Below are 25495 nucleotides of genomic sequence, written 5' to 3' on the forward strand. Positions count from 1 at the left end.
CATCTTCGCCCCGCCGTCAAGACTTGCATCCCAGGCTGCCCGATGCTAGTTCTCCATTCGTTCCGGTGAGCCGCGGGGAGTCAGGACCCCTCGGATTGCCCTTTCGGGGCGGCGGGCCCGTCCGCCGCCCCGGACACCCCCAGCAGGGCGGCGAGGCGCGCCAGGCAGGCCGCCCGGTCTGCGACGCAGCCGCCCTCGATCCACCAGGCTCGCACCGCCTTCATCGCCAGCCCGATCCGCGCATCCGGCCTGTGGCCGAGGTCGAGCGCATCCTGCCCCCGCAGCGGGAAGACCGGTGCCTGCATGGCCCCGAGTCGGGCGCGGAGCCCGGGCCAATCCCCTGCCTCGCCGCGCGATTCGGCCACCCAGGTGGCATCCACCAGCCGCGCCGGCGGATGGTCGGCCAGCAGGCGGCGCAGCGCGGCCTCATCCAGCCTACCCGTCACCCGGCCGGTCGCTCGCGCCGCCGCGTACTGGCCCGCTTCCTCCCGCGACCAGCGCAGCCGCGACGGCAGGCGCTGGTCCGCCGCCCCCGCCGGCACCAGCACCGCGAGGCGCAGCACCGGGTCCCGCGGCAGCCCGCGCGCGATCCCGGCGGCGAGGGTGGCGGGATCAGCGCCTTCCGGCAGCACGGCGGCGCGGATGCCCGTCTCCTCCATGAGAAGCAGCGCGCCCACGGGGTCCGCGGCCTCCAGCAGCCGCTTGAGTTCCATCCAGATCCGCTCGACCGCGATGCGCCGGGCCAGCCCCTCCACCGCGCCGCGAATCGCCGCCACGGCGTCCGCATCCGGCGCCCCGCGCCCGTAGCGGGCCCAGAACCGGAAGAAGCGGAGCGCCCGGAGATAGTCCTCCGCCAGCCTGGTCGCGGCATCGCCCACGAAACGGACGCGACCGGCCGCGAGGTCCGCCCGCCCGCCGAAATAGTCCCAGAGCCGGCCCTCGGCATCGCAGGACATGGCGTTGATGGTGAAGTCCCGCCGGGCCGCGTCCTCCGCCCAGTCGGTGGTCCAGGCGACCTCGGCATGGCGGCCATCGGTGGCGACATCGCGGCGCAGCGCCGTGACCTCCACGGGCTGCCCCCCGAGCACGGCGGTGACGGTGCCGTGCTGGAGGCCGGTCTCGAACACCTTGAGCCCGGCCGATTTCAGCCGTTCGGCGATGGCCTCCGGCGGCAGGGGCGCCGCCACATCCACGTCGTGCACTGCGACACCGGCCAGCGCATCCCGCACGCAACCGCCGACCGCCCGGCTGCCCGGCAGCGCGGCCAGCACTGCGGCGGGGGCGGGTTCCGCCAGGAAGGCGGGGGGCGGGATGCGATCCTGCGGCGCGTCGATCACCGCCGCGGCTCCCCATGGCCCGGCGTGATCGTCCCGTCCGGCGCCAGGGTGGCAGGCACATAGGCCTCGCCCTGCCCCATCGCGCCTTCCGTCCCGAACCAGATCGCGGCCCCGATGCCGATCGCCGCGCCCACCGCCAGCGCCAGCACCAGCCCGGGCGAGGGCCCCGGCGAGGCGGGCGGCCGCAGCCGGCGCCAGGCCAGGAAGAGGCCGAGCGGCAGCAGCATCAGCAGGATATCGGCGAGCGCCATCATGGCCGGATGATTCCCCAAGGCATTGCCGATGGCGATGAGAGGAAGGGTCTCTTCGACCAGCCCCGCGCCCCGATCCTAGCCTCCCGGCAACGAACCGGAAGCCGCTCGATGCCCGAGAAGCCCTTGCCCCCTGCCCTCGCCCGCAGCCTCGCCGCCGCGCAATGGCCGACGGCCCGCGCCCATGTGCTGACCAACGGCTTCATCCCGTGGCGCAACCCGCGGGCCCGGCCTCGAGACCGTTTGAGAATGCCGGCGGCTGAGGGTTCGCGAGGGATTTTTCGTGCTGGGCAGGAGCCGGGCGCAGCCGATGCTGGTAGCATCGGCTAGTCCGGAGACGCACCCAGCGCGGAAAAGCCCAGCGAAACCGACCCGCCGGTGTTCTCAAGCGGTCTCTTACCCCCTCAACACCCGCGCCAGGCCCATCAGCATGGCGGCGGTCGCGCCCCAGATCAGCTGCGTCTCATGCGGCCAGACCCAGTAGTCCCGCATCTTCCCGCGCACCTCCCGCGACTTCAGCGCGGGCGCGGCGGGGTCCAGCACGGTGGCGAGCGGCAATTCGAAGATCGCCTGCACCTCCCCCGGCTCCGGCGACAGCGATAGCGGCGGGTCGAGGAAGGCGACCACGGGCGTGACGCGGTAGCCCGTGCCGGTCAGGTGTTCCGGCAGCGACCCCACGATCTCCGGCAGGCGCGGGTCGAGCCCCACCTCCTCCGCCGCCTCCCGCAGCGCCGCGGCCTCCGCCGTCTCGCCCCGCTCGATCCGCCCGCCCGGGAAGGCCACCTGGCCGGCATGGGAGGAGAGGCGGTCGGAGCGCAAGGTCAGCAGGATGCCCGGCCCCGTCTCATGCCAGACGATCGGGATCAGCACCGCGGCGGCGACCGGCCCGTCGGGCCGGATGACGAAGATGTCCCGCTCCTCGAAGGTGCTGTCCCGGGCGCGCTCCAGCGCGACGGGATCGGCGAGGCGGGCGGCGATCTCCTCCCGGCTCGGCAGGCTCGGGACGGGAATGAGGGCCCGCTGTGGGGCGGCGCTCACTCCGCCGCCTGGTCGTAGGTGTCGTCCTCGTCGTCCTGCTGGGCGGTGGGGGCATCGTCGATCGGGAAGAAGACGCCTTCCGACCACACGCCGAGCACATCCTTGCCGTCCACCGTCTCCGGCTGGGCGAGCGCCACCAGCTCATAGAACACCGCGCGGTTGATGCGCGCCTCCAGCCCCGGACGGACGGTGATGTAGGGGCGGGGTTCGCGGGAGGCCGGGTCGATGGTCACGCGAATGGGATGCTCCGCATCCGCGGTCACCATCTCATCGAGGTTGGTGCGGAAGGTCAGGCATTGCCGCGGCTCCGCGGAGGGCGAGCCGAGCGGCGCGAAGGGGTCGGCGCAGGTGCGCCACCACATCTCGACGGCCACGAAGGGCGCGTCATCCACCTCGATCCGGCCGCGCTCGACGGGGGTTTCCAGCCAGTAGCTGCCATCCTCCTCCCGCTTCAGGACGGAGGCGAAAAGGCAGACCAGCTCCTTCCGCCCGATCGGGCTGCCCCGGTAGAACCAGGTCCCGTCCTTGGCGATGCGCATGGAGAAATCGCCGCAGTGTTGCTTTGGCCGCTCCGCGGCCGAGGTCTGCTTGAGGCGCGGCATCGCCGGCATCCGAGCCTCGCGGCCTTCAGCCGCCGCGCCATTCAGCGCCCCAGGGGACGTCCCGTCACGTCGCGCTTCGTTCATCACACCTTCCGCACCCCGTGACTCCCGGGCCTTGCGGCCCCTGGCTCCCCAGCCACACCACAGATCGGGCCCTGCGCCGCCGGACATCGAAGCGTGACGCTTTGATGCACAGCAATGTGGCGCCGGGCATGGGCGAGGTGGATACTCACCCCATATCGAACGGACCGCATATAGGGAGCCTGACCCGCATGGTGGAAGTGGTTGACGCCGCGGAGGCGGAATCTCTCATCCGGGAGGCCGAATCCCTTGCCGACCGCCTGTCCCGCGTGCGGGAAGGGGTCGGGCGCGTCATCTTCGGGCAGGAGACGGTGGTGGAGCGCACGCTCATCACGCTTCTCTCCGGCGGCCATGTGCTGCTGGTCGGCGTCCCCGGCCTCGGCAAGACCAAGCTGGTGGAGACGCTGGGCACGGTGCTCGGCCTCGATGCCCGCCGGGTGCAGTTCACACCGGACCTGATGCCGTCGGACATATTGGGGTCGGAGGTGCTGGAGGAGGATGCGCATGGGCGCCGCCACTTCCGCTTCATCAAGGGGCCGATCTTCTGCCAGCTGCTGATGGCGGATGAGATCAACCGCGCCAGCCCGCGCACCCAATCCGCCCTTCTCCAGGCGATGCAGGAGCACAAGGTGGCGATCGCCGGGGAGGTGCATCCCCTGCCCGCCCCCTTCCATGTGCTGGCGACGCAGAACCCGATCGAGCAGGAGGGCACCTACCCCCTGCCGGAGGCGCAGCTCGACCGCTTCCTGCTGGAAATCGATGTCGGCTACCCCGATCTGGCGGCCGAGCGCGCCATGCTGCTGGCCACGACCGGCGCCAAGGAAGCGAAGCCGGTGCCCGCCATGACCGGGGCGGAGCTGGCGGCCGCCCAGCTGCTGATCCGCCGCCTGCCGGTCGGCGAACAGGTACTGGATGCGATCCTGCGGCTGGTGCGCAGCGCTAGGCCGGAGACGACGGAGATCGAGCAGATCCGCCAGAACCTGGCCTATGGCCCCGGCCCCCGCGCCGCCCAGGCGCTGATGCTGGCAACCCGGGCGCGCGCCGTGCTGCAGGGCCGCCTCTCGCCCAGCGTTGATGACGTGATCGCCCTGGCGGAGCCGGTGCTGCGCCACCGCATGGCGCTGAACTTCTCGGCGCGGGCGGATGGGGTGAAGCTGTCGGAGGTCCTCGATGTGCTGAAGGCGCAGCTTGGCTAGCCCGCCCCCCTCCTCCCCCTCCGCCGCCCGGCTGACGATCCCCTGGGCGGAACAGCTCGGCGCCCGCCTGCCGCCTTTGCTGGTGGAGGCGGAGCGGGTGGCGGCGACCGTCATGCCCGGCATCCATGGCCGTCGCCGCGCCGGGCCGGGCGAGGCCTTCTGGCAGTTCCGTCCCTATGTCGCCGGCGACCAGGCCAGCCGGATCGACTGGCGGCAATCCGGCAAGTCCGACCGGCTCTTCATCCGGGAGACGGAGTGGGAGGCCGCGCAGACGGTGGCGCTGTGGCGCGCCGCCGATGCCGGCATGGCTTGGCGCAGCGGGCCGGAGGTGCCGCCCAAGCAGCTTCGCGCCGATTTGCTGCTGCTGGCGCTGGCCGCGCTGCTGCTGCGGGGTGGGGAGCGCGTGCGGCTCTTCGGCCTGCCCCGCCCCTTCGCCGGCCGCGGCGCCCTGCCGCAGATCGCCGATTCGCTCGGCGCCATGGCGCCCACGCCGGAGGATCCGCGCATCGCCCGCCACGCCCGCGCGGTGCTGTTCGGCGATTTCTGGGGGCGGCTGGAGGAGACGCGCCGCGCGCTCGGTGCCCTCTCCGCCCAGGGGGTGCGCGGCCATCTGCTGCAGGTGATCGACCCGGCGGAGGAGACGCTGCCCTATGCCGGGCGCATCCGGTTCGAGGAAGTGGCCGCGGGCCTTGCCGCCGCGCTGGTGCCGCGCGTCGAATCGGTGCGGGAGGTCTATGTGGAGCGCCTCGCCCGCCACCGCGCCGGGCTTGCCGCCGTCGCCGCCGCGGCGGGCTGGAGTTTCGCGACCCACCGCACCGACCAGCCGCCGGAAGCGGCGCTGCTGGCGCTGCACCAGGCGCTGGCGCCGCAATGAGGCGCTTCACTGATGACGGTCCAGGGGCGTCACGCCCCTGGCGGATGGGGCCCGGGGAAGGCAGCGCCTTCCCCGGAGCGCCCCCTTGCTGGACGGCCCTCACCGAATGCTGACCCTCGGCCCCATCGCCTTCGCGGCGCCCTGGCTGCTGACGGCCCTCGCGCTGCTGCCGATCCTCTGGTGGCTGCTCCGCGTCACGCCGCCGGCGCCGAAGCGGCAATCCTTCCCGGCGCTGCGGCTGCTGCAGGAACTGCCGGCGCCGGAGGAAACCCCCTCCCGCACCCCCTGGTGGCTACTGGCGCTGCGGCTGGCGGCGGCGGCGCTCATCATCGTGGGTCTCGCGCGGCCGGTCTGGAATGCGACGGCGGGGGAAGGCGGCCAGGGCCCGCTGCTGGTCGCGATCGATGATGGCTGGGCGGCCGCGGCGGATTGGCCGGACCGGCTGGCCTCCATCGAATCGGTGCTGGATGCCGCGGCGCGCGCCGGGCGGCGCACCGCGCTGCTGCTGACCGCGCCACCCGCCGTGCCGGACGCGCCCCGCATCACCGGGCTGATGCCGGCGGAGGAGCTACGCTCCCGCCTCGCCGCGTTGCGGCCGAAGCCCTGGGCGCCGGACCGAGGCGCGGCGCGGGAAGCCCTGGCCGCCTGGCGCGCCCAGCATGCCGGCCCCTTCGCCGCCTTCTATGTCGCCGATGGCGTGGAGCATGCCGCCGCCGAGGCGCCCGGCTTCGCGCCCCTGGCGGAGGCGCTGGCCGCCGGCGGCACGCTGACCCTGGCGCGGTCCGAGGGCCGCCCCACCCGCCTGCTGCCGCCCCCGAGGGGGGAGGCCGATCGCCTGGTGCTGACCGTGCGCACCACGCCCCTGCCCGTGCCATCGGAGGCGGTGGTGCTGGCCCGCACCGGGGATGGCCGCACGCTGGACCGCGCCGTGGTGCGCATCCCGGCCGGCGCGACGGAGGCCGAGGCCGCGATGCCGCTGCCGCTCGAGATCCGCAACCAGGTGGTGCGGCTCGACCTCGATGGCGTCGCGGGCTCCAATGCCACCGTGCTGCTAGATGAGCGCTTCCGCCGCCGCCCCGTCGGCCTGATCGCGGGCGGGGAGGAGTCGGCCGCCGATGTGCCGCTGATCGGGGAGCTCTTCTACCTCGACCGGGCGCTGTCCCCGCATGCGGAGCTTCGGCGCGGCGGCGTGGAGGCGCTGCTGGCGCGGCGGCTTTCCGTGCTGGTCCTGGCCGATCGCCCGGTGAATGAGGGGCGGGAGCGTGACCAGCTGACGCGCTGGATCGAGGCCGGCGGCACGCTGGTCCGCTTCGCCGGGCCGCGGCTGGCGGAGGCGCCGGACACGCTGATGCCGGTGCCGCTTCGCGCGGGCGAACGCCAGCTGGGTGGCGCGCTGTCCTGGGAAAGGCCTCAGACGCTGGCCGCCTTCCCGGAGGGCTCGCCCTTCCAGGGGCTGATGCCGCCGCCTGAGGTCACCGTCGAACGCCAGGTGCTGGCGGAGCCCTCCGCCCGGCTGACCGGCCATACCTGGGCGCGGCTGGCGGATGGCACGCCGCTGGTCACCTGGGACAATCGCGGCGCGGGGCGGATCGTGATGTTCCACGTCACCGCCAATGCGGAATGGTCCAACCTGCCGCTCTCGGGGCTGTTCGTGGAGATGATGAAGCGCCTGGTCGCCCTGTCCGCCGGCGTCGGCGGCGCGGATGGGGAGGCGCCCCTGCCGCCCTTCGAGACGCTGGACGGCTTCGGCCGCCTCGGCCCGCCCCAGCCCGGCGCGCAGCCCATCCCGCCCGCGCGGATCGAGAGCGAGGCCCCATCGCCCCGCCATCCCCCGGGCTGGTACGGCAGCGGCGCGGGCGGGGAGGCCGCGCATCGCCGCGCGCTGAACCTCGGCGCGGGCGTGGCCCCGCCGCGGCTGGTCACGGGCATCCCCGCCGGCACCGCGCTGACGACGATCGGCGGCGTGCCGGCGGAGCGCGACCTCGGCCCCTGGCTGCTGGCGGCGGCCATGCTGCTGCTGGTGGTGGACATGATCGTGAGCCTGCTGCTGCGCGGCCTGGTCGGGCGCGGCCGGACGCGCGCCATGGCCGGCGCCGTGATGCTCGGCGCCCTGCTGGCCGGGCCGGCCCTGGCACAGGACGGCAATGCCGCGCTGGCGACCAGGCTCGGCTATGTCGTCACCGGCGACGCGGCGGTGGACGAGATCAGCCGCACGGGGCTGGTAGGGCTGTCGGACTTCGTGAACCGCCGCACGGCCGCCGCGCTGGCGGACCCGCTGCCGGTGACGCCGGGGCGGGACGACCTCGCCTTCTTTCCGCTGCTCTACTGGCCCGTGCTGGGCGACGCGCCCCAGCCCAGCGCCGCCGCGGCGGCCGCGCTGAACGGCTTCATGCGGAATGGCGGGATCATCCTGTTCGACACGCGGGACGAGGGATCGGGCGAGGGCTTTTCTCCGGGTTCGCGCGCCGCTTTGCGGCGGCTCACGAGGGATCTCTCCGTGCCGCCCCTGGCGCCGGTGCCGGAGGACCATGTGCTGAAGCGCGCCTTCTACCTGCTGCAGGACCTGCCGGGCCGCTTCACCGGCGGCAGCGTCTGGGTGGCGCGGGAGCAGGACCGGGCGAATGACAGCGTGAGCCCGGTGATCATCGGCGGGCATGACTGGGCCTCCGCCTGGGCGATCGATGCGCGGGGCAACAACCCCTATGCCGTCATCCCCGGCGGCGCGCGGCAGCGGACGCTCGCCTACCGCTTCGGCACCAACCTCGTGATGTACGCGCTGACCGGCAACTACAAGGGCGACCAGGTCCATGTGCCGGCCATCCTGGAAAGGCTCGGGAATTGAGGGCGGTAGGAAATTCTCGAAGCTGGCGGGCGGCGAAGCCGACCGAGGCCGCGAATGGGGCCCGCCGGAAGTCCGTCACGCCGCTGGCGTGCCTTCGGCACGACGAGCCAAGCCGGCGGAGCCGGCGCGTCACGCCGCTGGCGTGCATGCGGCACGACGCGCTTGAGGGCATGAACAGATGAAGCAGGCGCTGGCTGGCATCGACTTCGCGCCCGTCATCCCGCTGTGGCTGCTGGCCGCGCTCGCGGCGCTGGCGCTGGTGGCGCTGCTGCCGGGGCTGCTGCGGGTGGTGCGGAACAGCGCGGGCGCGGCATCCTGGGCACCGGCGCCCGGCATCTGGCTCCGCGCGCTGGCCTTCGCAGCCCTGGTGCTGGCGCTGGCCAATCCGCGGCTGGTGGAGGAGACCCGGGAGACGCGCCCCGACATCGCGCTGCTGGTCGTGGACCGCAGCGACAGTGCCGTGCTGGGGCCGCGGGAGGCGCAGATCACCGCGGCGCGGGAGCAGATCGAGGCGCGCGCGCGCCGCCTCCCCGAACTCGAACTTCGCACCGTGGAGGTGCCGGAGGGCGGCAACCAGGGCACGCGGCTGTTCAGCGCCATGGAGCGCGCCCTGGCCGACATCCCGCGCGCGCGCCTCGCCGGCGTGGTGGCGCTGACGGATGGCCAGGTGCATGACGTGCCCGCCGCCCCCGCCCTCGACGCGCCCTTCCATCTGCTGCTGCCCGGAAGGCCCGGGGAGGTGGACCGCCGCATCCGCGTGGTGGAGGCGCCGGGCTTCGGCATCGTCGGCCGGCCGGTCGAGCTGCGGGTCGTCGTGGAGGACCAGGGCGCCCCGCCCGGCGGCGCCGCGCGGCTGACGATCCGGCGGGACGGCCAGCCGCCCCGCGTCGAATCCGTCCCCGTCGGGCGGGAACACCGCATCGCCGTGCCGATCGAGCGCGGCGGGCCGACGGTGGTCGAGATCACCGCCGAGACCCGCCCCGGCGAGGTGAGCGAGATCAACAACCGCGCCGTCGTCTCCATCAATGGCGTGCGGGACCGGCTGCGGGTGCTGCTGGTGTCAGGCGAGCCGCATGCGGGGCAGCGCACCTGGCGGCGGCTGCTGAAGGCCGATCCGAACGTGGACCTCGTCCACTTCACGATTCTCCGCCCGCCGGAGAAGGACGACCTGACGCCCCTGCATGAGCTGGCGCTGATCGCCTTCCCGGTGCGGGAGTTGTTCCAGGTCAAGCTCCGCGAATTCGACCTGATCGTCTTCGACCGCTTCGCCAATCGCGGCCTGCTGCCGCCGGTCTATCTCCGCAACATCGCGGATTACGTCCGCGGCGGCGGCGCGCTGCTGATGTCGGTGGGGCCGGAATTCGCGGGGCCGACGAGCCTCGCCTCCACCCCGCTCGGCCAGATCCTGCCGGCGCGCCCGCCGACCGGCGCCGGCGCCGCCCAGGCCGCGCTGCTCGAACAGCCCTTCCGGCCGATGGTGACGGAGACCGGCGCCCGGCATCCGGTGACGGAGGGCCTGCCCGGCGCCAATGTCCTGGGCCCCGCCTTGGCGGATGCCACCTGGGGCCGCTGGTACCGCGCCATGCGGGCCGATGCGCGCGCCGGCAGCACCGTGATGGAAGGCCCGAACGGCACGCCGCTGATGGTGCTGGACCGCGTCGGCGAGGGGCGCGTCGCCCTGATGCTGTCGGACCACATCTGGCTCTGGTCCCGCGGCCATGATGGCGGCGGGCCGCAGCAGGAACTGCTGCGCCGCATCGCCCATTGGACGATGAAGGAGCCGGAGCTGGAGGAGGAGGACCTGACGGCGCGGATCGACCAGGGCCACCTGACGATCGTCCGCCGCAGCCTCGAAGCCGGCCCGCCACCCGAGATCACCATCACCGCCCCCGATGGCACCGTCACCCGCCAGCAGGCGGAGGCGCGCGGGGGTGGCCGTGCCGTGGTGGAGATGCCCGCCGTGCAGGCCGGCGTCTGGCAGGCCGCCGATGGCCGCCGCACCGCCTTCGCGGCCGCCGAGGCGCCGAACCCGATGGAGATCGCCGATCTCCGTGCGGAGGAGGCACGGCTGCGCCCCCTGGCGGAGGCGACGGGCGGCGCGGTGCGCTGGCTCGGCGCCGATGCCGTGCCGCTGGTGCCCGAACTCCGCCGCGTGGCGCTGGGGCGGGACCAGCATGGCGGCGCCAGCCCCGGCCCGGGCTGGATCGGGCTGCGCCGCAACGCCGACCACACCGTGACGGGCATCACCGCCCTGCCCCTGCTGCCACCCTGGCTGGCCTTGCCGCTGGTGCTGGGCCTGGCGCTGGTGGCCTGGCGGCGAGAGGGGCGGTGACGTTCCGGGGGCGACGCCCTACATCCCGGGCATGACCCGGACCGCCGCCCTCGGAGCCCTTCTCCTGCTCGGTGCCTGCGCGCAGGGGCCGACGCTGCAACAGCGCCTCTCGGTCTTCATGGGCCAGGGGGAGGCCGACCTGGTGGCGGCGCTCGGCGTGCCGACCCGGACCCATGAGGCGGAGGGTCGGCGCTTCCTGCAATTCGAGCAGCGCCGCACCCAGGCCGTCGCGGCGCCACCGCCAGTGCCCTACTACGGCCGCTTCGGGCCCCGCTACGGCTACTGGCCGCAGCCGCCTGGCTATGTCGTGGTGGGCTGCGACATCACCTTCGAATTGCAGGATGGGCGGGTGCAGGGCTTTTCGACGCGGGGCGAGGGCTGCCGGTGACCGGACCCTTCCTCGCGCGGCGGTAAATGCGTAGGTTGCCCGCCATGCGACGCATCCCCCGCCTGCCCGCCCTGCTGATCCCCGCCGCCCTGCTCGCCGGCCTCCCGGCAGGGGCGCAGGAAATGCCGCGCGCGCCGCAGCGGGCGCCGCAGACCCAGGCGCCCGCGCCTGCCCTGCCAGGCCTGGCGGCACGGCGCCCGGTGGCGCCGATCCCGGGCGATCCGTCGGTCAGCCTCTCGCCGAACGCGGCCTTGTTCGACGCCGTCGCGCGCGGCGACATCGCCGCGGCACGCGATGCCGTGGCACGCGGGGCCGATGTGGAAGCGCGCAACGCGCTCGGCCTGACGGCGCTGGATACGGCGGTGGACCAGGGGCGGAACGACATCGCCTTCTACCTGCTCTCGGCGCGCGACGTCTCCCGCGGCAGCAGCCCCGCACCGGCACCCGCCGCGGGCCGTGCCAGCGCCGCCCCACCGGCGCCGCCGCGCCCCGTCCGTCCCACCGCGCCGCTCAACACGCCCCCGGCCGCCGCGGCGGCGGTGGCGCAGCCGCGCTCCGCCACGCTCTGGGCCGGCAATGGTGGGGCGCCACAGCCCGAGATCGGCTTCCTCGGCTTCGATGCCGGCCGTCCCGCCGGCGCCGTGCCGCCGGCCGAGGCCACCCCCGCTCGCCGCACCCCACGGCGCTGACGCCAGCCGCTCATACCGCCGCGCACATGTCGTGACCTGCGGCCGACACTGTCAGCCGAGGCCGCGAATGCGGCCCGCCGCTTATGCGGCGAAGCCAAGCGGCCGGATGGCCGCGCCGGCGTTCGAGGGCGGAAATGCGTCAGCATTTCTGCAAATCGAGATCAATCGTTCCCGGCTGACGGAACCCCGCGGCGGAGTTCCGCCGCCTCGCCGCCGCGCGGCACCGCACGCCCCTCGGCATCGCTGGTCCTGCCGCGCAGCGCGTCGATCAGGCCGAGCAGCCGCCGCGTCTCGAAGGGCTTGCGCAGCACGGCATCGAAGCCGGCATTCCGGCAGGCCGGCTCGACCTCCTCCGGCTGTTCGGCGGTCAGCGCGATCAGCGGCACACGCCCCTGTTCGCCCGGCAGGGTGCGCAGCGCGGCCGCCACGCCGAAGCCATCGAGCCCCGGCATGTGCAGGTCCAGCACCGCCAGGTCGAAGGCGGCACCGTGCAGGGCGGCGAGCGCGCGCGGGCCGTCCTCCGCGGCCGTCACCACATGGCCGGCGCGTTCCAGCACTGCCGTCAGCAGCAGGCGGCTCGCGGCCACGTCCTCCGCCACCAGGATGCGCAGCGCGGCACCGGGGCGCGTCGAGGCCAGCGGCGCGGCGCCCGGGCGGAAGGGCACCCAGAAGGTGAAGCGGCTGCCCTGGCCCTGCCGGCTCTCGGCGCCGATCGCGCCGCCCATCGCCTCCACCAGGCGGCGGCAGATGGCGAGGCCGAGCCCGCTTCCGCCGAAGCGTCGCGCGGTGGTGGCGGCTTCCTGGCGGAAACGGTCGAAGATGCGGGGCAGGGCTTCGGGCGCGATGCCGATGCCGGTGTCGATGACGGAGACCTCGATCCGCTCCGGCCGCGCCGTGAGACGGGCGGAGATGACGATCTCCCCCTTCTCCGTGAACTTGATGGCGTTGCTGATCAGGTTGGTCGCGACCTGGCGCAGCCGCATCGGGTCGCCCCGCATCCAGCGCGGCAGGCCGGGATCGATGGCGACGCGGAGCCCCAGCCCCTTCTGCTGGGCGACGCTGCGCATCAGCCCCGCGCAATCCTCCAGCAGCTGCGCGATCTCGATATCCGCGTCCTCGAGCTCGACGGCGCCCTCATCCAGCCGGGCGAAATCCAGCACGTCGCCGATCAGCGCCAGCAGCGCCTGGCCGGCGCGGCGCTGCTGTTCCACCCAGGCGCGCGCGGTGGCCGGCAGATCCGCCTTGGCCAGCAGGTCGGTATAGCCAAGCAGCCCGGTCAGCGGCGCGCGCAGCTCATGGCTCACGGTGGCCAGCATATCGGTGCGTCGGCGGTCATGCTCCGCGGCACGGGCCAGGGCCTCCGCCTGGTTGCGATGGCGAAGCGCTTCCTGGCCCCGGTGGCGGGAGGCGATGCGGGCGGCGACACCGATCCCGGCGATCACGGCAGCGGCGCCGGCGGCCAGCACCAGCCAGCCCACCGCCCTCGTGGCGAAATCGTCGGGCGTGGCGGCCATCACCAGGGTCCAGCGCGAATCGCCGACCGGCAGGGCATAGGCGGTCAGGCTCCGCAGCTCAGCCAACTGGCGGGGTTGCTCCAGCGCCGGGCGGAGATCCTCCGGCGCCGCGGCGCCGGCCGCCGCGCGGGCGATCAGGCGGCCCTCCGCATCCATCAGCAGCGCCGACCAGCCGCGCGGCAGGGGCGCGCGATCCAGCACGCGGGCGTAGGTGGAGGCCTCCAGCGCTGCCATCAGGGAGTAGCGCACCGCGCCATCCACCCGCACCGGGACGCGCAGCGCCACGAAGCCTTCGACCAGGCCACTCGGCATGGCCCGACCGCTGCGCAGCACGGCGGCGACCGAGGTCGGGTCCCGCACGGGCGGCAGTGCCGCTTCCGCGGGATAGCGCAGGTTCAACAGCTGCCTTTCGCCATCCGTCAGCTCGATCGTGAACCAGGTGGCATCGCGCGCCATGACGCGCTGCGCCTCCGCCCTGAAGGCGGCCATGTCGCCGGCCGCGAGCCGGGGGGAGCCTGCCAGCGCCTCCAGCACCCGGATGCCGCCGCGGAGTTCCGATTCGACGGAAGCGGCCAGGGCGGTGGCGGCGCGCTGCAGATCCGCCCGCCGGTCCGCGCTCCGCTCTGCCTGCAAGGCGATCAGCAGCATCAGGCCGAAGCCCGCGAGCGGGAGAAGCGCCAGAAAAGGCGCCAGGACCGTCAGCCGCGCCAGGAATTGACGGGAGAAGCGGGATCCTCCGGCATTGCCGGCACCGGAGGGCGTAGCGGCATCTGACACGCGGGACGGGCACCTTCGGCTAAGGGCTGGTGGCTGGGGCTCCATCGGCGCCCCAGGCACCCCACCCTGCCGAAGAATATACCACCAAGCCGAGCGCCGTCACCCCAATGCGCTACTTGTGCGCGTAATTCGTAAATGAAACGCAATTTTCCCGGCGCGACCAGCGATTGAAATAAAGTGTGTTGCGCAACTCGGCGGTCGGCAAGCCCCGCATCACATCGCCGTCACCCCTCCCGACGAGGCGGCCGCCTCTACTCCAGCCGGACTTCCGCGGCCCGGATCACGTCCCGCCATTTCGCCGGCTCCGCCGCCAGGAAACGGCCGAACTCGGCGGGGCTGTTGCCCACCGTCTCGAAGCCGAGCGTCGCGATCCGGCTGGCGACTTCCGGGCGCTTGAGCGCCGCGGCGAAGACGTCATGCAGCCGGGCGATGATGGCAGCGGGTGTGCCAGCGGGGGCCAGGAGGCCATACCACGCCTCCACGCTGATGGCGGGGCCGCCGGATTCTGCCATGGTTGGCACCTCCGGGAAGGCGCCGAAGCGGCGCGGTGTGGTCACGGCCAGCGCCTTCAGCGTGCCGGCGCGCACATGCTGGATGGATTGCGGGCTGTCGAAGAAGACGGCGGTGTCGCCGCGCATGACGGATTGGGTCGCATCGGGCGTCTGGCGATAGGTGACGTTGGTCATCTGGATGCCGGCGGCCCGCAGGAACATCTCGGTGGCCAGGTGCGGGACGGTGCCGTTGCCGGCCGTCGCGTAGTTCAGCGCGCCGGGGCGGCGCTTCGCCTCCGCCACCAGGTCGCCGATGCTGGCGAAGGGCAGGCGTGGGTTGGTGACGACCAGCAGCGGCCCGGTGGTCAGCATGCTGACGGGGGCGAAGGCGGTGGCGGGATCATAGCCCAGGTCCCGGTATAGGAACTGGTTGATGACGAGCGGCGAGGAGGCGTTGAGCGCAAGGGTGTAGCCATCCGGCGCCGACTGGGCGACGGCGCGCGAGCCGAGGTTGCCGCCCGCGCCGGGGCGATTCTCGATCACCAGGGGCTGGCCGAGCGCCGCGCCGACGGGCTCGGCCAGCAGGCGTGCCACCACATCGGTGGGACCGCCGGCGCCAAAGGGGACGATGACGCGGATGGGGCGGTCGGGCCAGGTCGCCTGGGCGCGGGCAATGCCGGGCAGGGCGAGCAGGCCGAGGGCGGGCAGGTGGCGGCGGAGCATGGCGAGGCTCATTCCGGCTGGATGCGGGCGGCGGCGACAAGGGCCTGGTTGCGCGGGATCTCGGCGGCGATGTAGCGGGCGAAGGCTTCGGCCGGTTCGGCCACCGGGGTCAGGCCGAGATCGGCCATGCGGGCATTCACCGCCGGCTCCATCGCCGCCTGGTTCACCTGGGCATTGACCCGGGCAACCATCTCCGCGGGCAGGCCCTTCGGGCCCCAGATGCCCGTCCAGCCATCCAGCACCAGGTCGGCGAAGCCGGCTTCCACCATAGTCGGCACATCCGGCAGCACGCGCTGCCGCTGGGCCGACAACACGCCATAGGCCCGCAGCCGCCCGTCCCGGATCAGCGGCATGGAGGGACCGAGCGGGGCGATGAAGAGGCTGACGGCGCCGGAGACGAGGTCGTTCATCGCGGGGCCCGTGCCGCGATAGCTGACGAAGGTCGTGGTGACGTTGAGCTTCTGCCAGATCGCCGCCGTGGCCAGCTGGCCGACCGAGCCCAGCGAGGAGCCGGCGAAGGAGAAGTCATCGGGCTTGGACCGGATGGCCGTGAGCAGCTGATCGAGGCTGCGCGGCGCCAGCCCCTGCCCACCCACGATGACATAGGGGATGGAGACGGTGCGCGCGATCGGCGTGAAATCCGCCTGCAGGTCGAAGGGCACGTTGCGCTGCACGAAGGGCAGCACGGTCAGCACCTCGTTCGAATAGAGCAGGGTCGCGCCATCGGCCGGGCTGCGGGCCACCGTCTCCGCCCCCACGGCACCATTGGCGCCGGAGCGGTTCTCGATCACCCAGTTCTGGCCCAGCAGCTCGGCGGCGCGTGGCGCGATGAGCCGGGCGGTCAGGTCCGTGGTGCCGCCCGGGGGATAGGGGACGACGATGCGGGTGCTGCGCGCGGGCTGCGCGGCGGCGACCCGCACGAAGGCAGGCGCGGCGAGCGCCGCCAGCGCGAGGCGGCGCGTGATGCGGATGGTCATGGTCGTTCCCCTTCCCGCCGCATTCAGGCCCCGGCGGAATTGCTTCGGTGCCTAAGCATCACGGGATGGGAGGCTCCGGTCAAGCCGGAGGATCGGGATCCACAACGACCAGCTCGGCGCCATCCTCCACCAGGTCGCCCGCGGTGCAGCGCAGCGCGGCGACCGTGCCGGCGACGGGGGCGGTGATGCGCATCTGCACCTTCATCGCCTCCATCACCAGCAGCACGGCGCCGCGCGCCACGCGGTCCCCGGGTGCGGCCAGCAGTTGCAGGATGCGGCCTGGCATGGGGGCGAGGATCCGGCCGCCGCCGGCCTGTTCCTCGCCGGAGGGCGCGCGGGGGTCGCGGTGGCGGAGGTCATGCGTGGCGCCGCCGAGCACCACCATCAGCAGGTCGCCATCCCGCGCGACGGTGGCGCGGATGGCGCGGCCATCGAGGGTGAATGACAGGGCATCGCCATCCCAGCTTGGAGCGTCGAGGGCGGCGCTGCCATCCGCGAAGTCGATGGCGTGGCCGGGGTGGAGGCGGAGGCCGAGTTCCGCCTCGCCGTCGATCAGTTGGAAATCCTGGTAGCCATCGCCGTTGAGACGCCAGGCCGTGGCGCTGCCCCAGGGGGAGTGCGGGTCCGCGGCATCGCGGTGTTCCGCATCGCGCAGCAGGCGGAGCGCGGCGGCGGCGAGGGCGGCGCGGGGGACGGGGCCGGCTTCCGGCAGCAGGGCGGCGGCGTGGCGGGCGATGAAGCCGGTGTCGAGGTCGGCGGCGGCGAAGGCGGGATGCGCGGCGATGGCGCGCAGCAGGGGAAGGTTGCTGCGGATGCCGGCCACCGCGGCGGCATCCAGCGCGCGGGACAGGCGGCGCAGCGCTGTGGCGCGATCCGGGCCGGCGGCGATGATCTTGGCCAGCATCGGGTCGTAGTGGATGGGCACCGCATCGCCCTCGCGGACACCGGAATCGATGCGGATGCCGGGGAGATGCGCGGGCAGGTCCAGGTGCCGCAGCGTGCCGATGGAGGGGGCGAAGTCCCGCGCGGGGTCCTCGGCATAGAGCCGGACCTCGATGGCGTGGCCGGCCAGCGGGATCTCGGCCTGCGCCAGCGGCAGGGGTTCCCCCATGGCAATGCGGAGTTGCCATTCGACCAGGTCCTGGCCGGTGATGGCCTCCGTCACGGGGTGTTCGACCTGGAGGCGGGTATTCATCTCCATGAAGGCGAAGGTGTCGCCTTCGGAGATGAACTCCACCGTGCCGGCGCCGACATAGCCGATGGCGCGGGCGGCATCGCAGGCGGCCTTCCCCATGGCGGCGCGGCGCCCTGGCGTCATGCCCGGGGCGGGGGCTTCCTCCACCACCTTCTGGTGGCGGCGCTGGATGGAGCAGTCGCGTTCATGCAGGTGGACGACGTTGCCGTGGGTGTCGGCGAAGACCTGGATCTCGATGTGCCGGGGCCTGGTCAGGTATCGTTCCAGCAGCAGGCGGTCATCGCCGAAGGCGGCCAGCGCTTCGCCGCGCGCCAGCGCAATGGCTTCGTCGAGCGAGGCCTCGTCGGCGGCGACCTTCATGCCCTTGCCGCCGCCGCCGGCGCTGGCCTTGACCAGGATGGGGAAGCCGATGCGCGCGGCCTCCGCCCGCAGCGTAGCGTCTGACTGGTCCGTGCCGTGGTAGCCGGGCACGAGGGGCACGCCCGCCTGTTCCATCAGCGCCTTGGCCGCGGCCTTGCTGCCCATGGCGCGGATGGCGGCGGCGGGCGGGCCGACGAAGACCAGGCCGGCTTCGGCGCAGGCCTCCGCGAACTCCGCATTCTCCGACAGGAAACCGTAGCCGGGGTGGATGGCCTCGGCGCCTGTCGCGCGGGCGGCTGCAATGAGCGCGGGGATGGAGAGGTAGCTTTCCCGCGCCGGGGCGGGGCCGAGGCGGATGGCGTCATCGGCCAGGGCGACATGCAGGGCGGTGGCGTCGGCATCGCTGAAGACGGCGATGGTGCGCAGCCCCATGGCGCGGGCGGTGCGGATGACGCGGCAGGCGATCTCGCCGCGATTGGCGATGAGTAGGGAGGTGAAGGCGGTCACGTGCGGAAGACGCCGAAGCGCGGCTCCCCCTGCCAGCCCGGCACCGGGTTGTTGCGGGAAGCCGAGAGGCAGAGCGCCAGCACCATGCGCGTATCCTCCGGCGCGATCACGCCATCATCCCAGAGCCGCGCGCTGGCATAGGTCGGGTTGCCCTGGGTCTCGTATTGCGCCTCGATCGGGGCCTTGAAGCGGGCCTCCTCTTCCGCGGGCCAGGTGCCGCCCTTGGATTCGATGGCGTCACGCCGGAGCGTGGAGAGCACGCTGGCCGCCTGGGGGCCGCCCATGACGCCGATGCGGGCATTGGGCCACATGAAGAGGAAGCGGGGGCCATAGGCGCGGCCGCACATGCCGTAATTGCCGGCGCCGAAGCTGCCGCCGATGATCACCGTGAATTTCGGCACGCGGGCGGTGGCGACGGCCGTCACCATCTTGGCGCCGTCCTTGGCGATGCCGCCCGCTTCGTATTTCCGGCCGACCATGAAGCCGGTGATGTTCTGGAGGAACACCAGCGGGATGCCGCGCTGGTCGCAGAGCTCGATGAAATGCGCGCCCTTCTGCGCGGATTCGCCGAACAGGACGCCGTTATTGGCGACGATGCCGATGCGGTAGCCCCAGAGGCGGGCGAAGCCCGTCACCAGCGTCGGGCCGTAGAGCGGCTTGAACTCCTCGAACTCGCTGCCGTCGACCAGACGGGCAATGACCTCCCGCACATCGTAGGGCTCGCGGAGATCGGCGGGGATGACGCCGCCGATCTCGGCTTCGGGGTAGAGGGGCGGGCGCGGTTCGGCGACATCATCATGCCCCGCGGGCTTGGCGCGGTTGAGGCCGGCCACGATGCGCCGCGCCAGGCCCAGCGCATGGGCATCGCTGTCCGCCATGTGGTCGGTGACGCCGGAGGTCCGGCTGTGCAGCTCCGCCCCGCCGAGATCCTCGGCGGAGACGACCTCCCCGGTCGCGGCCTTCACCAAAGGCGGGCCGGCCAGGAAGATGGTGCCCTGGTTGCGGACGATGATCGCCTCGTCCGACATGGCGGGGACATAGGCGCCGCCGGCGGTGCAGCTGCCCATCACCACGGCGATCTGCGGGATGCCGGCCGCGGACATACGGGCCTGGTTGAAGAAGATGCGGCCGAAATGGTCGCGGTCCGGGAAGACTTCGTCCTGGTTCGGGAGGTTCGCGCCGCCGCTGTCCACCAGGTAGAGGCAGGGCAGGCGGTTGGCCTCCGCGATCTCCTGCGCCCGCAGGTGCTTCTTCACCGTCATCGGATAGTAGGTGCCGCCCTTCACCGTGGCGTCGTTGGCGACGATGACGCATTCGCGGCCCGACACGCGGCCGATGCCGGTGATGAGGCCGGCGGCGGGAATCTCCTCCCCATACATCCCCTGGGCCGCGAGCTGGCTGAATTCCAGGAAGGGGGAGGAGGGGTCGATCAGGGTGCGGATGCGGTCGCGGGGCAGGAGTTTTCCGCGGTCGGTGTGCCGCTTGCGGGCTGTTTCGCCGCCACCCTGCCGGATTCGCTCCACCGTCGCGCGGAGATCGGCGACGAGGGCCGCCATGCGGGCGGCATTGGCGCGGAAGCTGTCGCTGCGCGGGTCGGCGCTGGTCGGGATCACGCCCATGGCGGGCCCACCCGGCATCCCAAGCACCTTGCCACGCCCTGCCCCCCTTTGTTGCTTCGGAGGCTAGTGCCGCACGGCTTCCCGCACGGCGTCAATCCTGGGGGCGATAGACCCCACAAAAGGAAAGGGGCGCCTTGCGGCGCCCCCAACCCGTAGCCGTTCCGGAAGGTCCGGCGCTGATCAGCGCAGGACGATCTCGACGCGGCGGTTCTGCGGCTCGCGCACGCCGTCGGCCGTCGGGACGAGCGGGCGGCTCTCGCCGAAGGCCTGGATGGACATGGCGGAGCGGGCCACGCCACGGCGCTCGAGTTCCGCGGCCACGGCCTGGGCGCGGCGCTCGGACAGGCGCTGGTTGTACTGCGGCGTGCCGGAGCGGTCGGCGTGGCCGGAGACCTCGATCCGGGTCGTGCCGGTGCGGCTGTTGGTCGCGGCCTCGCCGATGATCTGGCGAGCGCGGTCCGTCAGGTCGGCGCGGTCGAAGTCGAAGAACACCAGGAAGGTGCGGGCCGGGCTCGGAACCACGGCCGGCGTCGGGGCGACGACCGGGGCCGGCGGCGGCGTCACGCCGAAGGCGTAGCGCAGGCCGATGAGCAGGCTGTGGTTGTAGTTGTCCACATCCGTCGAGCCGCGGGTCGTGCCGGCGGCGCTGGCGCGGACGTCGATGTTCGGCTGCAGGGTGCCCATGAAGCGGTATTCGGCGGTGATCGCCAGGCCCGGGGCCGCGGAGATCGGGAAGGCGGCGCCGACGATCGCCTGGTAGGCGAACTGGCCGTCCTCGCCGTCGATCGTCACGGACGCGCCGTTGGAAGCGCGGGCGCGGACGCTGTCATAGGCGTGCCACTGGTAGCCGGCACCGACGCCGACATACGGCGTCAGGAAGGAGCCAGCGCCCAGGTCGAAGTCATAGAAGGCGTTCGCCATGATGCCGTAGGAACGGGCCTTGCCGTCGGCGCGCAGCGGGCGGGTGTTGAAGCCCGTGATGCTGTCGACCTCGTTCTCGCGGTAGCTGCCCTCGATCTCGGCGCGGACGCCGTTGCCGAAGCCGTAGCCGAGGCTGACGACGCCGACCCAGCCGTAGTTGAACTCGACCGTCGCGCTGCGGTCGGCGCGCGTCAGGCCGGTGGCCAGCGGGCCGGTGATGGAGACGTCGGACTCCTGCAGCAGGTTCACGCCAGCGCCAGCGCCGACATAGAGGCCGCTGATCGGCTGGGCCTGGGCCGCCAGCGGCAGGGCCAGGAAGGTCGCCGCCAGAAGGGCGTTGCGGATACGCATCATCATCGCTCCTTTATCCCCGACTTCGCCGGGGGTCGGTCATTGCCGCTCACGCGGGTGCCGGATCGATCGCCTATCTAGACCGGCGATGCGCGCAAGGCGAGAGGGACATGCAACCATCCTCGCGGGTGGCGCGGCCATGTGGCGGGAATAACACACTCACAAAACCGCGATGCCACAGGGCGAGGCAGGAAACCGATTCGACCCTGGCCATCCCTCACCCCCGCAGCGCCCTCACCTCCCGCGCCTTGGCCGCGCAGGCGGCGGCGAGGAAGCCGAGATCCGTGCCGGTGGAGACGTAGCGCGCGCCCATGGCGACGATCTCCGCCACGAGGTCGGGGCGGGAGGCGAGGCCGCCCACCCCCACATGCTTGCCGCGGCCCCGCGCGGCCTCGACGATCCGGCGATAGGCGTCCCGCACCCGCGGATCATCGTAGCGGCCAGGAATGCCCATCTCCGCCGTCAGGTCGTTGGTGCCGACCAGCACCATGTCCACGCCCTCCACCGCCAGGATCTCCTCCACCCGGTCCAGCGCCTCCAGCGTCTCCACCATCGGGATCACCATGGTGGCGGCGTCCAGCACCGGGTTGGCGGCGGCGGCCGGGAAGGAGCGGTAGCCGAATTGCGGCAACTGGCCGGAGGCCGAGCGCGTGCCGAGCGGCGCGAATCGGGCCATGGAGACCACCGCCCTTGCATCCTCCGCGGACCGCACATGCGGCGCGATGATGCCCAGCGCGCCCGCATCCAGCACGCGGCCGACATAGGCCGGCGTCAGCGCGGGCACGCGGACAAAGGGCGTGACCCCCGCCATCAGCGCCGCCATGCAGAGCTGGCCCGTCATGTCGAGGGTCAGCGGGCTGTGCTCTATGTCCACATAGAGGCTGTCGAAGCCGGCGCTGGCGGCGATCTGCGCGATCTCGATGCCCCGCACCAGGCGCACGGTCATGGAGGCCACGACCTCGTCCCGGGCCAGCTTCTCCCGCACCTGGTTGCGAAGGATATCGGCGGGCTGGGCGGTCATGGCGCGTACTCCGGCATGGCGGGGGGCGCCGGGCCGTCGGGTGGTGGCGGCGCGGGACGGTCCCTCCGATCTTGGCCGGGCAGCCTAGGCCCCGGCGATCAAGCCCGGCAATCCGCGGCGGCGATCCTGGCGAGGTCCAGCCGCCCGCGCACCGTGCCCTCCCCCGGCGTCGGTGCGAAGGCGGCGAAGAGGGGGAGAGTGAGCGACTCCAGCAAGGCCGGATCCTGGCGCGCGGCCAGTTCCGCCATCGCGGCGCGTGCCTCGTCGATGCGGTGTCCGAAGGCGCGTTGGAGATAGGCCTGGAGCGGCGCCGCGGGCACGCCCACGCCATCGCCGCGATCCGCGAGTGGCGGGCCTTCGGCCTGCGGCACCAGCACGGCGCCCGCGCCAAGTGCGACAGGCCCCGGCGGCCGGCCGGCGAAGGGCGGGGCGATGCCGGCGAGCAGCCCGGCCAGGCTGAGGGCGGTTTCGGGCGCATACCCCAGCCTCTCCGCCACCACCGTCGCCCAGAGGGCAAGGGCCGGGGCGCGGTTGACACGGAGGGGGAGCGGGGATGGCATGCCGTGACAACGCGGATCTGGCGGTAGCGTTGATGTTCTTGATTCGTTCCAGGACTCGCGGCATGCTGGGCCCATGCCCGAAGCGCCCCTGCCCCCTGGTGCCTTGCCCCTGCGCGCGCTGGCTGGCGGCCGCGCGGCGGCAGGCCGGCCGGCCTGGCTGGATGCGGCGACCTTCGCGCTGATGCGGCGGGCCGCCCGGGCCAGCGGGCCGCAAGGGGATGCGGTGACGGCGGCGCGGGACGTCGTGGCTGCCCGCCACCCTGCCCTGCCGGCGGCCCTGCTGACGGAAGCGGCGCGCCTCGCCGTTTCGGCCTGCGGGTGGGACGCGCCATGACCCCGCCCCCCAGCATCCTCGGACAGACGCGGTGGGAGTGGGAAGGCGCCGGCATCCGGTTCCGCCTCTGGACCCGGCCGGTGGTCGGCCAGGGCGGCCGCAGCGTGGTGCCGGTGACGTTGCTCTGGCGCCGGCCGGACGGCACGGGCGGCATGGCGCGCTGCGGCGGCCTGATCGAGGCGATGGAGCGCGTGGAGGCGGTGATGGCGGAGCCGGCGGCGTAGAAACGCCACGGCGAGCCAGGGCATGTCCTCGGCGGGATTCGAACCCACGGCCCCCAGATTAGGAATAGGGAGGATTGCCCCGCCAAGGGCCGCCCCGTCTCGCCGTAAGCCGCCAAATATCTTGCTTTCGATTGGGTCCGCAAATAAGGTGGCCGCCATAAGCCGCCATGCGGACCCGTAGCGGACCTAACCGCCGGGTCCGCACGGGGTCCGCAACCGGGGTCCGCGCCATGCCGAAGCTGTCCGAGAAATTTATCACCGGCCTGGCCCCGGCGCCCGGCGCTAAGGACAGGCTGGTGTTCGATACGGAGACGAAGGGGCTTGGCGTTCGGGCCACGGCCAACGGCAACAAGGTGTTCCTCGTCCAATGGACCGATGCCGCCACCAAGCGGAAGGTGCGGGAGCCGCTGGGCGCCTGGGGTTCGATCACGCTGGAGCAGGCCCGGACGGCGGCGAGAGCCCGGCTTGGCCGAGTCGCGGCAGGTTTTGATCCGAAGGCCGAACGCGAGGCCCGGAAGGCGGAGGATACGCGCCGCCGGGCCGACGAAGCGCGGGCGAAGGCGGACAAGGCGTTTACGGTGGAGGCGCTGATCGCGAATTGGGCGCGCCTGCATCTGGCGGGCCGCCGCCCGCGCTATGCCGCCGAGGCGACGCGCGCGCTACGGCTTGCCTTCAAAGCGCATCTGGAGAGCCCCGCCGCCGGCCTGGACCATGGCGCGGTGGTCGCGGTGCTTGATGCGCTGTCCGGCGAGGGCAAGGCCGCAACCGCCCGCCTGACACTGGCCTATGGTCGCGCCTGCTACGGCTGGGCGGTGAAGCGCCGCCGGCTGGTGTCCAATCCCTTCGCTGGGCTGCCCGTGGCAGATGGTGGTGGCGTCGCCCGGGACCGCGTGCTGTCCGACGCCGAGATTGGGGAGGTGTGGCGTGCTGCCGGCAAGGTGCCGGTGCCGCATGGCCCGATGGTGCGCTTTCTGCTGCTGACACTCGCGCGCCGGGAGGAGGTGTGCAGCATGACCTGGGGCGAGGTGGCGGCGGACCTCTCCACGTGGACCCAGCCCGGAACGCGGACGAAGAACGGGAAGCCGCATGTCGTGCATCTGAGCGGCGCCGCGCGCGACATCCTGCGCGCCATGCTGGGCGCCGAGTCGGGCAAGCCGCTTCCAGCGCTTCCCGCCCAGGACCGGCTGGTGTTCGGCATTGGCGACAACCGGCCGATCACCGCCCATTCCTGGACCAAGCGGCAGGTTGATGGCGCGATCGCCGGCGAGCGGAAGGAAGCCGCTGGTGACGACGCGGCCGAGATGCCGCGATGGGTGCTGCATGACTTCCGCCGCAGCGGCGTAACTTGGCTGGCCGGTGCAGGCTTCCCACCGCATGTGTGCGACCGCCTGCTGAACCATGTTAGCGGCACCATCAGCGGCGTGGCTGCTGTCTATCAGCGCAACGAATTTCTGCCGGAGCGGAAAGCGGCGTTGGAGGCGTGGGGAAAGCAGGTTCTCGATTGCGCGCAAGCTGGCAAAGAACCGGCGAACAACGTGCTGAGGCTTAGGCGGAGACGCGCCGCGACGAAGGCGGCGTAGGCCAATCCCGGACTGGTCCAACAAAGGACTAGCCCCCCAGGCCCGGCTGGGATATCGCGGACATGCAACGTCCAGACGCGCCAAGTGCCGCCATGGCCAGCGTGTCCGATGTCGCAGGCCCTAAGGACGTGCCGCAATCCGGCGACACGGTTGAACCTAAGGTCTCTTTGGGGGTCTCGACCCGCCTGCATCGGCGGCAAGATGACCCCCCCGCGTTTGCGGCGCGGAGGGGCCGGGCTTGATTGGTTCGATCAAGGGCGGCAGGCCGCCGTCGGGCAGCATAGTGATGTGGCTTCCGAAGTCTAGGAGTCCTTTAGTCGCTGAAGCCCGGCGGTGGCCGCGTTGCCATGAAAGGCAAGCGTGCCTGAAATCTTTCTGAACGAACGCGACTTTGCCGCGCGCTACCTCATCGCGGCCCGAACCCTGCAACGCTGGCGCGGCACCGGAGAGGGGCCGCCCTACATCCGGCTTGGCCCGCGACGGATCGTGTATCCGCTGGCGGCGGCGGAGGCGTGGGCAGCGGCAAGGACATTCCCGCATCGTGCCGCAGAGTTGGCCCAGGATGGGAGGAGCCGCGCATGAGCCGCGTGTTCCTGCCGCTGGCCGCGCTGGTCGCGACGCTGGTGATCCTGGCGGCGCTGCGCCTCCTCAACATCGCATCCCCTTAACGCAAGACCGCCGGGCGCGTGGAGCGACCCGGCGGCAAGCGTT

At 72.8% G+C, this 25495-nt stretch carries 22 protein-coding genes; 10 read left to right on the plus strand and 12 right to left on the minus strand.

The annotated features are described in order from the left end of the window. Positions 1 to 80: 80 nt before the first annotated feature. From G3576_RS11745 to G3576_RS11760, 4 genes are all read right to left on the minus strand, one after another. Complete coding sequence (locus G3576_RS11745; RefSeq protein ID WP_164694595.1) at positions 81 to 1337, minus strand: CCA tRNA nucleotidyltransferase; 1257 nt, start codon at positions 1335 to 1337, stop codon at positions 81 to 83. Further along, positions 1334 to 1591, minus strand: coding sequence for a hypothetical protein (locus G3576_RS11750; RefSeq protein ID WP_164694596.1), 258 nt, complete (start codon positions 1589 to 1591; stop codon positions 1334 to 1336). Before G3576_RS11750 ends, G3576_RS11745 begins: the two co-directional genes overlap by 4 nt. Positions 1592 to 1984: 393 nt before the next feature. Next, entirely contained in the window at positions 1985 to 2626 is a 642-nt protein-coding gene (locus G3576_RS11755) for a CoA pyrophosphatase (RefSeq protein WP_164694597.1), read from the minus strand. Continuing rightward, complete coding sequence (locus tag G3576_RS11760) at positions 2623 to 3228, minus strand: DUF1285 domain-containing protein (RefSeq protein ID WP_235951829.1); 606 nt, start codon at positions 3226 to 3228, stop codon at positions 2623 to 2625. Before G3576_RS11760 ends, G3576_RS11755 begins: the two co-directional genes overlap by 4 nt. Positions 3229 to 3500: 272 nt before the next feature. On the opposite strand from G3576_RS11760, the gene G3576_RS11765 reads away from it, so the two are divergent. The 6 genes from G3576_RS11765 to G3576_RS11790 all read left to right on the plus strand — a co-directional run bounded on the left by G3576_RS11765 (position 3501) and on the right by G3576_RS11790 (position 11630). After that, positions 3501 to 4505: an AAA family ATPase gene (locus G3576_RS11765; protein WP_164694598.1), complete on the plus strand. Its 1005-nt coding sequence runs from the start codon at positions 3501 to 3503 to the stop codon at positions 4503 to 4505. Continuing rightward, complete coding sequence (locus G3576_RS11770; RefSeq protein WP_164694599.1) at positions 4498 to 5379, plus strand: DUF58 domain-containing protein; 882 nt, start codon at positions 4498 to 4500, stop codon at positions 5377 to 5379. Before G3576_RS11765 ends, G3576_RS11770 begins: the two co-directional genes overlap by 8 nt. A 106-nt stretch (positions 5380 to 5485) precedes the next feature. Next, the gene (locus G3576_RS11775; RefSeq protein WP_207622782.1) at positions 5486 to 8221 is read left to right on the plus strand and encodes a DUF4159 domain-containing protein; all 2736 of its coding nucleotides are present in this window, start codon (positions 5486 to 5488) and stop codon (positions 8219 to 8221) included. Positions 8222 to 8399: 178 nt separating this feature from the next. Beyond that, on the plus strand, positions 8400 to 10553 hold the full coding sequence (locus G3576_RS11780; protein WP_164694600.1) for a hypothetical protein: 2154 nt from the start codon (positions 8400 to 8402) through the stop codon (positions 10551 to 10553). A 31-nt stretch (positions 10554 to 10584) separates the two neighbouring features. After that, a complete protein-coding gene (locus G3576_RS11785; protein ID WP_164694601.1) occupies positions 10585 to 10941 on the plus strand; it encodes a hypothetical protein in 357 nt (118 codons plus the stop codon). Positions 10942 to 10985: 44 nt separating this feature from the next. Beyond that, positions 10986 to 11630 carry an ankyrin repeat domain-containing protein gene (locus tag G3576_RS11790; RefSeq protein WP_164694602.1) on the plus strand — a complete coding sequence of 215 codons (645 nt, stop codon included), beginning with the start codon at positions 10986 to 10988 and terminating at the stop codon, positions 11628 to 11630. Between the two features lie 161 nt (positions 11631 to 11791). Here the strand turns inward: G3576_RS11790 and G3576_RS32565 are convergent, their stop codons facing one another. From G3576_RS32565 to G3576_RS11830, 8 genes are all read right to left on the minus strand, one after another. Further along, positions 11792 to 13921 (minus strand): hybrid sensor histidine kinase/response regulator, encoded by a 2130-nt coding sequence (locus G3576_RS32565; RefSeq protein ID WP_164694603.1) that lies wholly within the window; start codon positions 13919 to 13921, stop codon positions 11792 to 11794. A gap of 251 nt (positions 13922 to 14172) precedes the next feature. Next, positions 14173 to 15135 carry a Bug family tripartite tricarboxylate transporter substrate binding protein gene (locus G3576_RS11800; protein ID WP_164694604.1) on the minus strand — a complete coding sequence of 321 codons (963 nt, stop codon included), beginning with the start codon at positions 15133 to 15135 and terminating at the stop codon, positions 14173 to 14175. An 8-nt stretch (positions 15136 to 15143) separates the two neighbouring features. Continuing rightward, entirely contained in the window at positions 15144 to 16112 is a 969-nt protein-coding gene (locus tag G3576_RS11805) for a Bug family tripartite tricarboxylate transporter substrate binding protein (protein WP_164694605.1), read from the minus strand. A gap of 79 nt (positions 16113 to 16191) precedes the next feature. Next, positions 16192 to 18174 carry an acetyl-CoA carboxylase biotin carboxylase subunit gene (locus tag G3576_RS11810; RefSeq protein WP_328728962.1) on the minus strand — a complete coding sequence of 661 codons (1983 nt, stop codon included), beginning with the start codon at positions 18172 to 18174 and terminating at the stop codon, positions 16192 to 16194. After that, positions 18171 to 19793, minus strand: coding sequence for a carboxyl transferase domain-containing protein (locus G3576_RS11815; RefSeq protein ID WP_164694926.1), 1623 nt, complete (start codon positions 19791 to 19793; stop codon positions 18171 to 18173). The genes G3576_RS11810 and G3576_RS11815 overlap by 4 nt, the downstream gene beginning before the upstream one ends. A gap of 180 nt (positions 19794 to 19973) precedes the next feature. Further along, complete coding sequence (locus tag G3576_RS11820) at positions 19974 to 21071, minus strand: OmpA family protein (RefSeq protein ID WP_235951831.1); 1098 nt, start codon at positions 21069 to 21071, stop codon at positions 19974 to 19976. Between the two features lie 211 nt (positions 21072 to 21282). Further along, positions 21283 to 22086 carry an HpcH/HpaI aldolase family protein gene (locus tag G3576_RS11825; RefSeq protein ID WP_164694606.1) on the minus strand — a complete coding sequence of 268 codons (804 nt, stop codon included), beginning with the start codon at positions 22084 to 22086 and terminating at the stop codon, positions 21283 to 21285. Positions 22087 to 22184: 98 nt separating this feature from the next. After that, complete coding sequence (locus G3576_RS11830) at positions 22185 to 22646, minus strand: hypothetical protein (protein WP_164694607.1); 462 nt, start codon at positions 22644 to 22646, stop codon at positions 22185 to 22187. A gap of 73 nt (positions 22647 to 22719) precedes the next feature. Here G3576_RS11830 and G3576_RS11835 point away from each other — a divergent pair, with 73 nt between their 5' ends. From G3576_RS11835 to G3576_RS11850, 4 genes are all read left to right on the plus strand, one after another. Next, positions 22720 to 22980, plus strand: coding sequence for a hypothetical protein (locus G3576_RS11835; protein WP_164694608.1), 261 nt, complete (start codon positions 22720 to 22722; stop codon positions 22978 to 22980). Continuing rightward, positions 22977 to 23204 (plus strand): hypothetical protein, encoded by a 228-nt coding sequence (locus G3576_RS11840; protein ID WP_164694609.1) that lies wholly within the window; start codon positions 22977 to 22979, stop codon positions 23202 to 23204. The genes G3576_RS11835 and G3576_RS11840 overlap by 4 nt, the downstream gene beginning before the upstream one ends. Before the next feature lie 230 nt (positions 23205 to 23434). Beyond that, positions 23435 to 24784, plus strand: a complete 1350-nt coding sequence (locus tag G3576_RS11845; RefSeq protein WP_164694610.1) for a tyrosine-type recombinase/integrase — start codon at positions 23435 to 23437, stop codon at positions 24782 to 24784. A 360-nt stretch (positions 24785 to 25144) separates the two neighbouring features. Next, positions 25145 to 25366: a helix-turn-helix transcriptional regulator gene (locus tag G3576_RS11850; protein WP_207622783.1), complete on the plus strand. Its 222-nt coding sequence runs from the start codon at positions 25145 to 25147 to the stop codon at positions 25364 to 25366. The last annotated feature ends 129 nt before the right edge of the window (positions 25367 to 25495 follow it).

Source organism: Falsiroseomonas algicola (assembly GCF_011040385.1).
In the GTDB taxonomy this organism is placed as follows: domain Bacteria; phylum Pseudomonadota; class Alphaproteobacteria; order Acetobacterales; family Acetobacteraceae; genus Falsiroseomonas; species Falsiroseomonas algicola.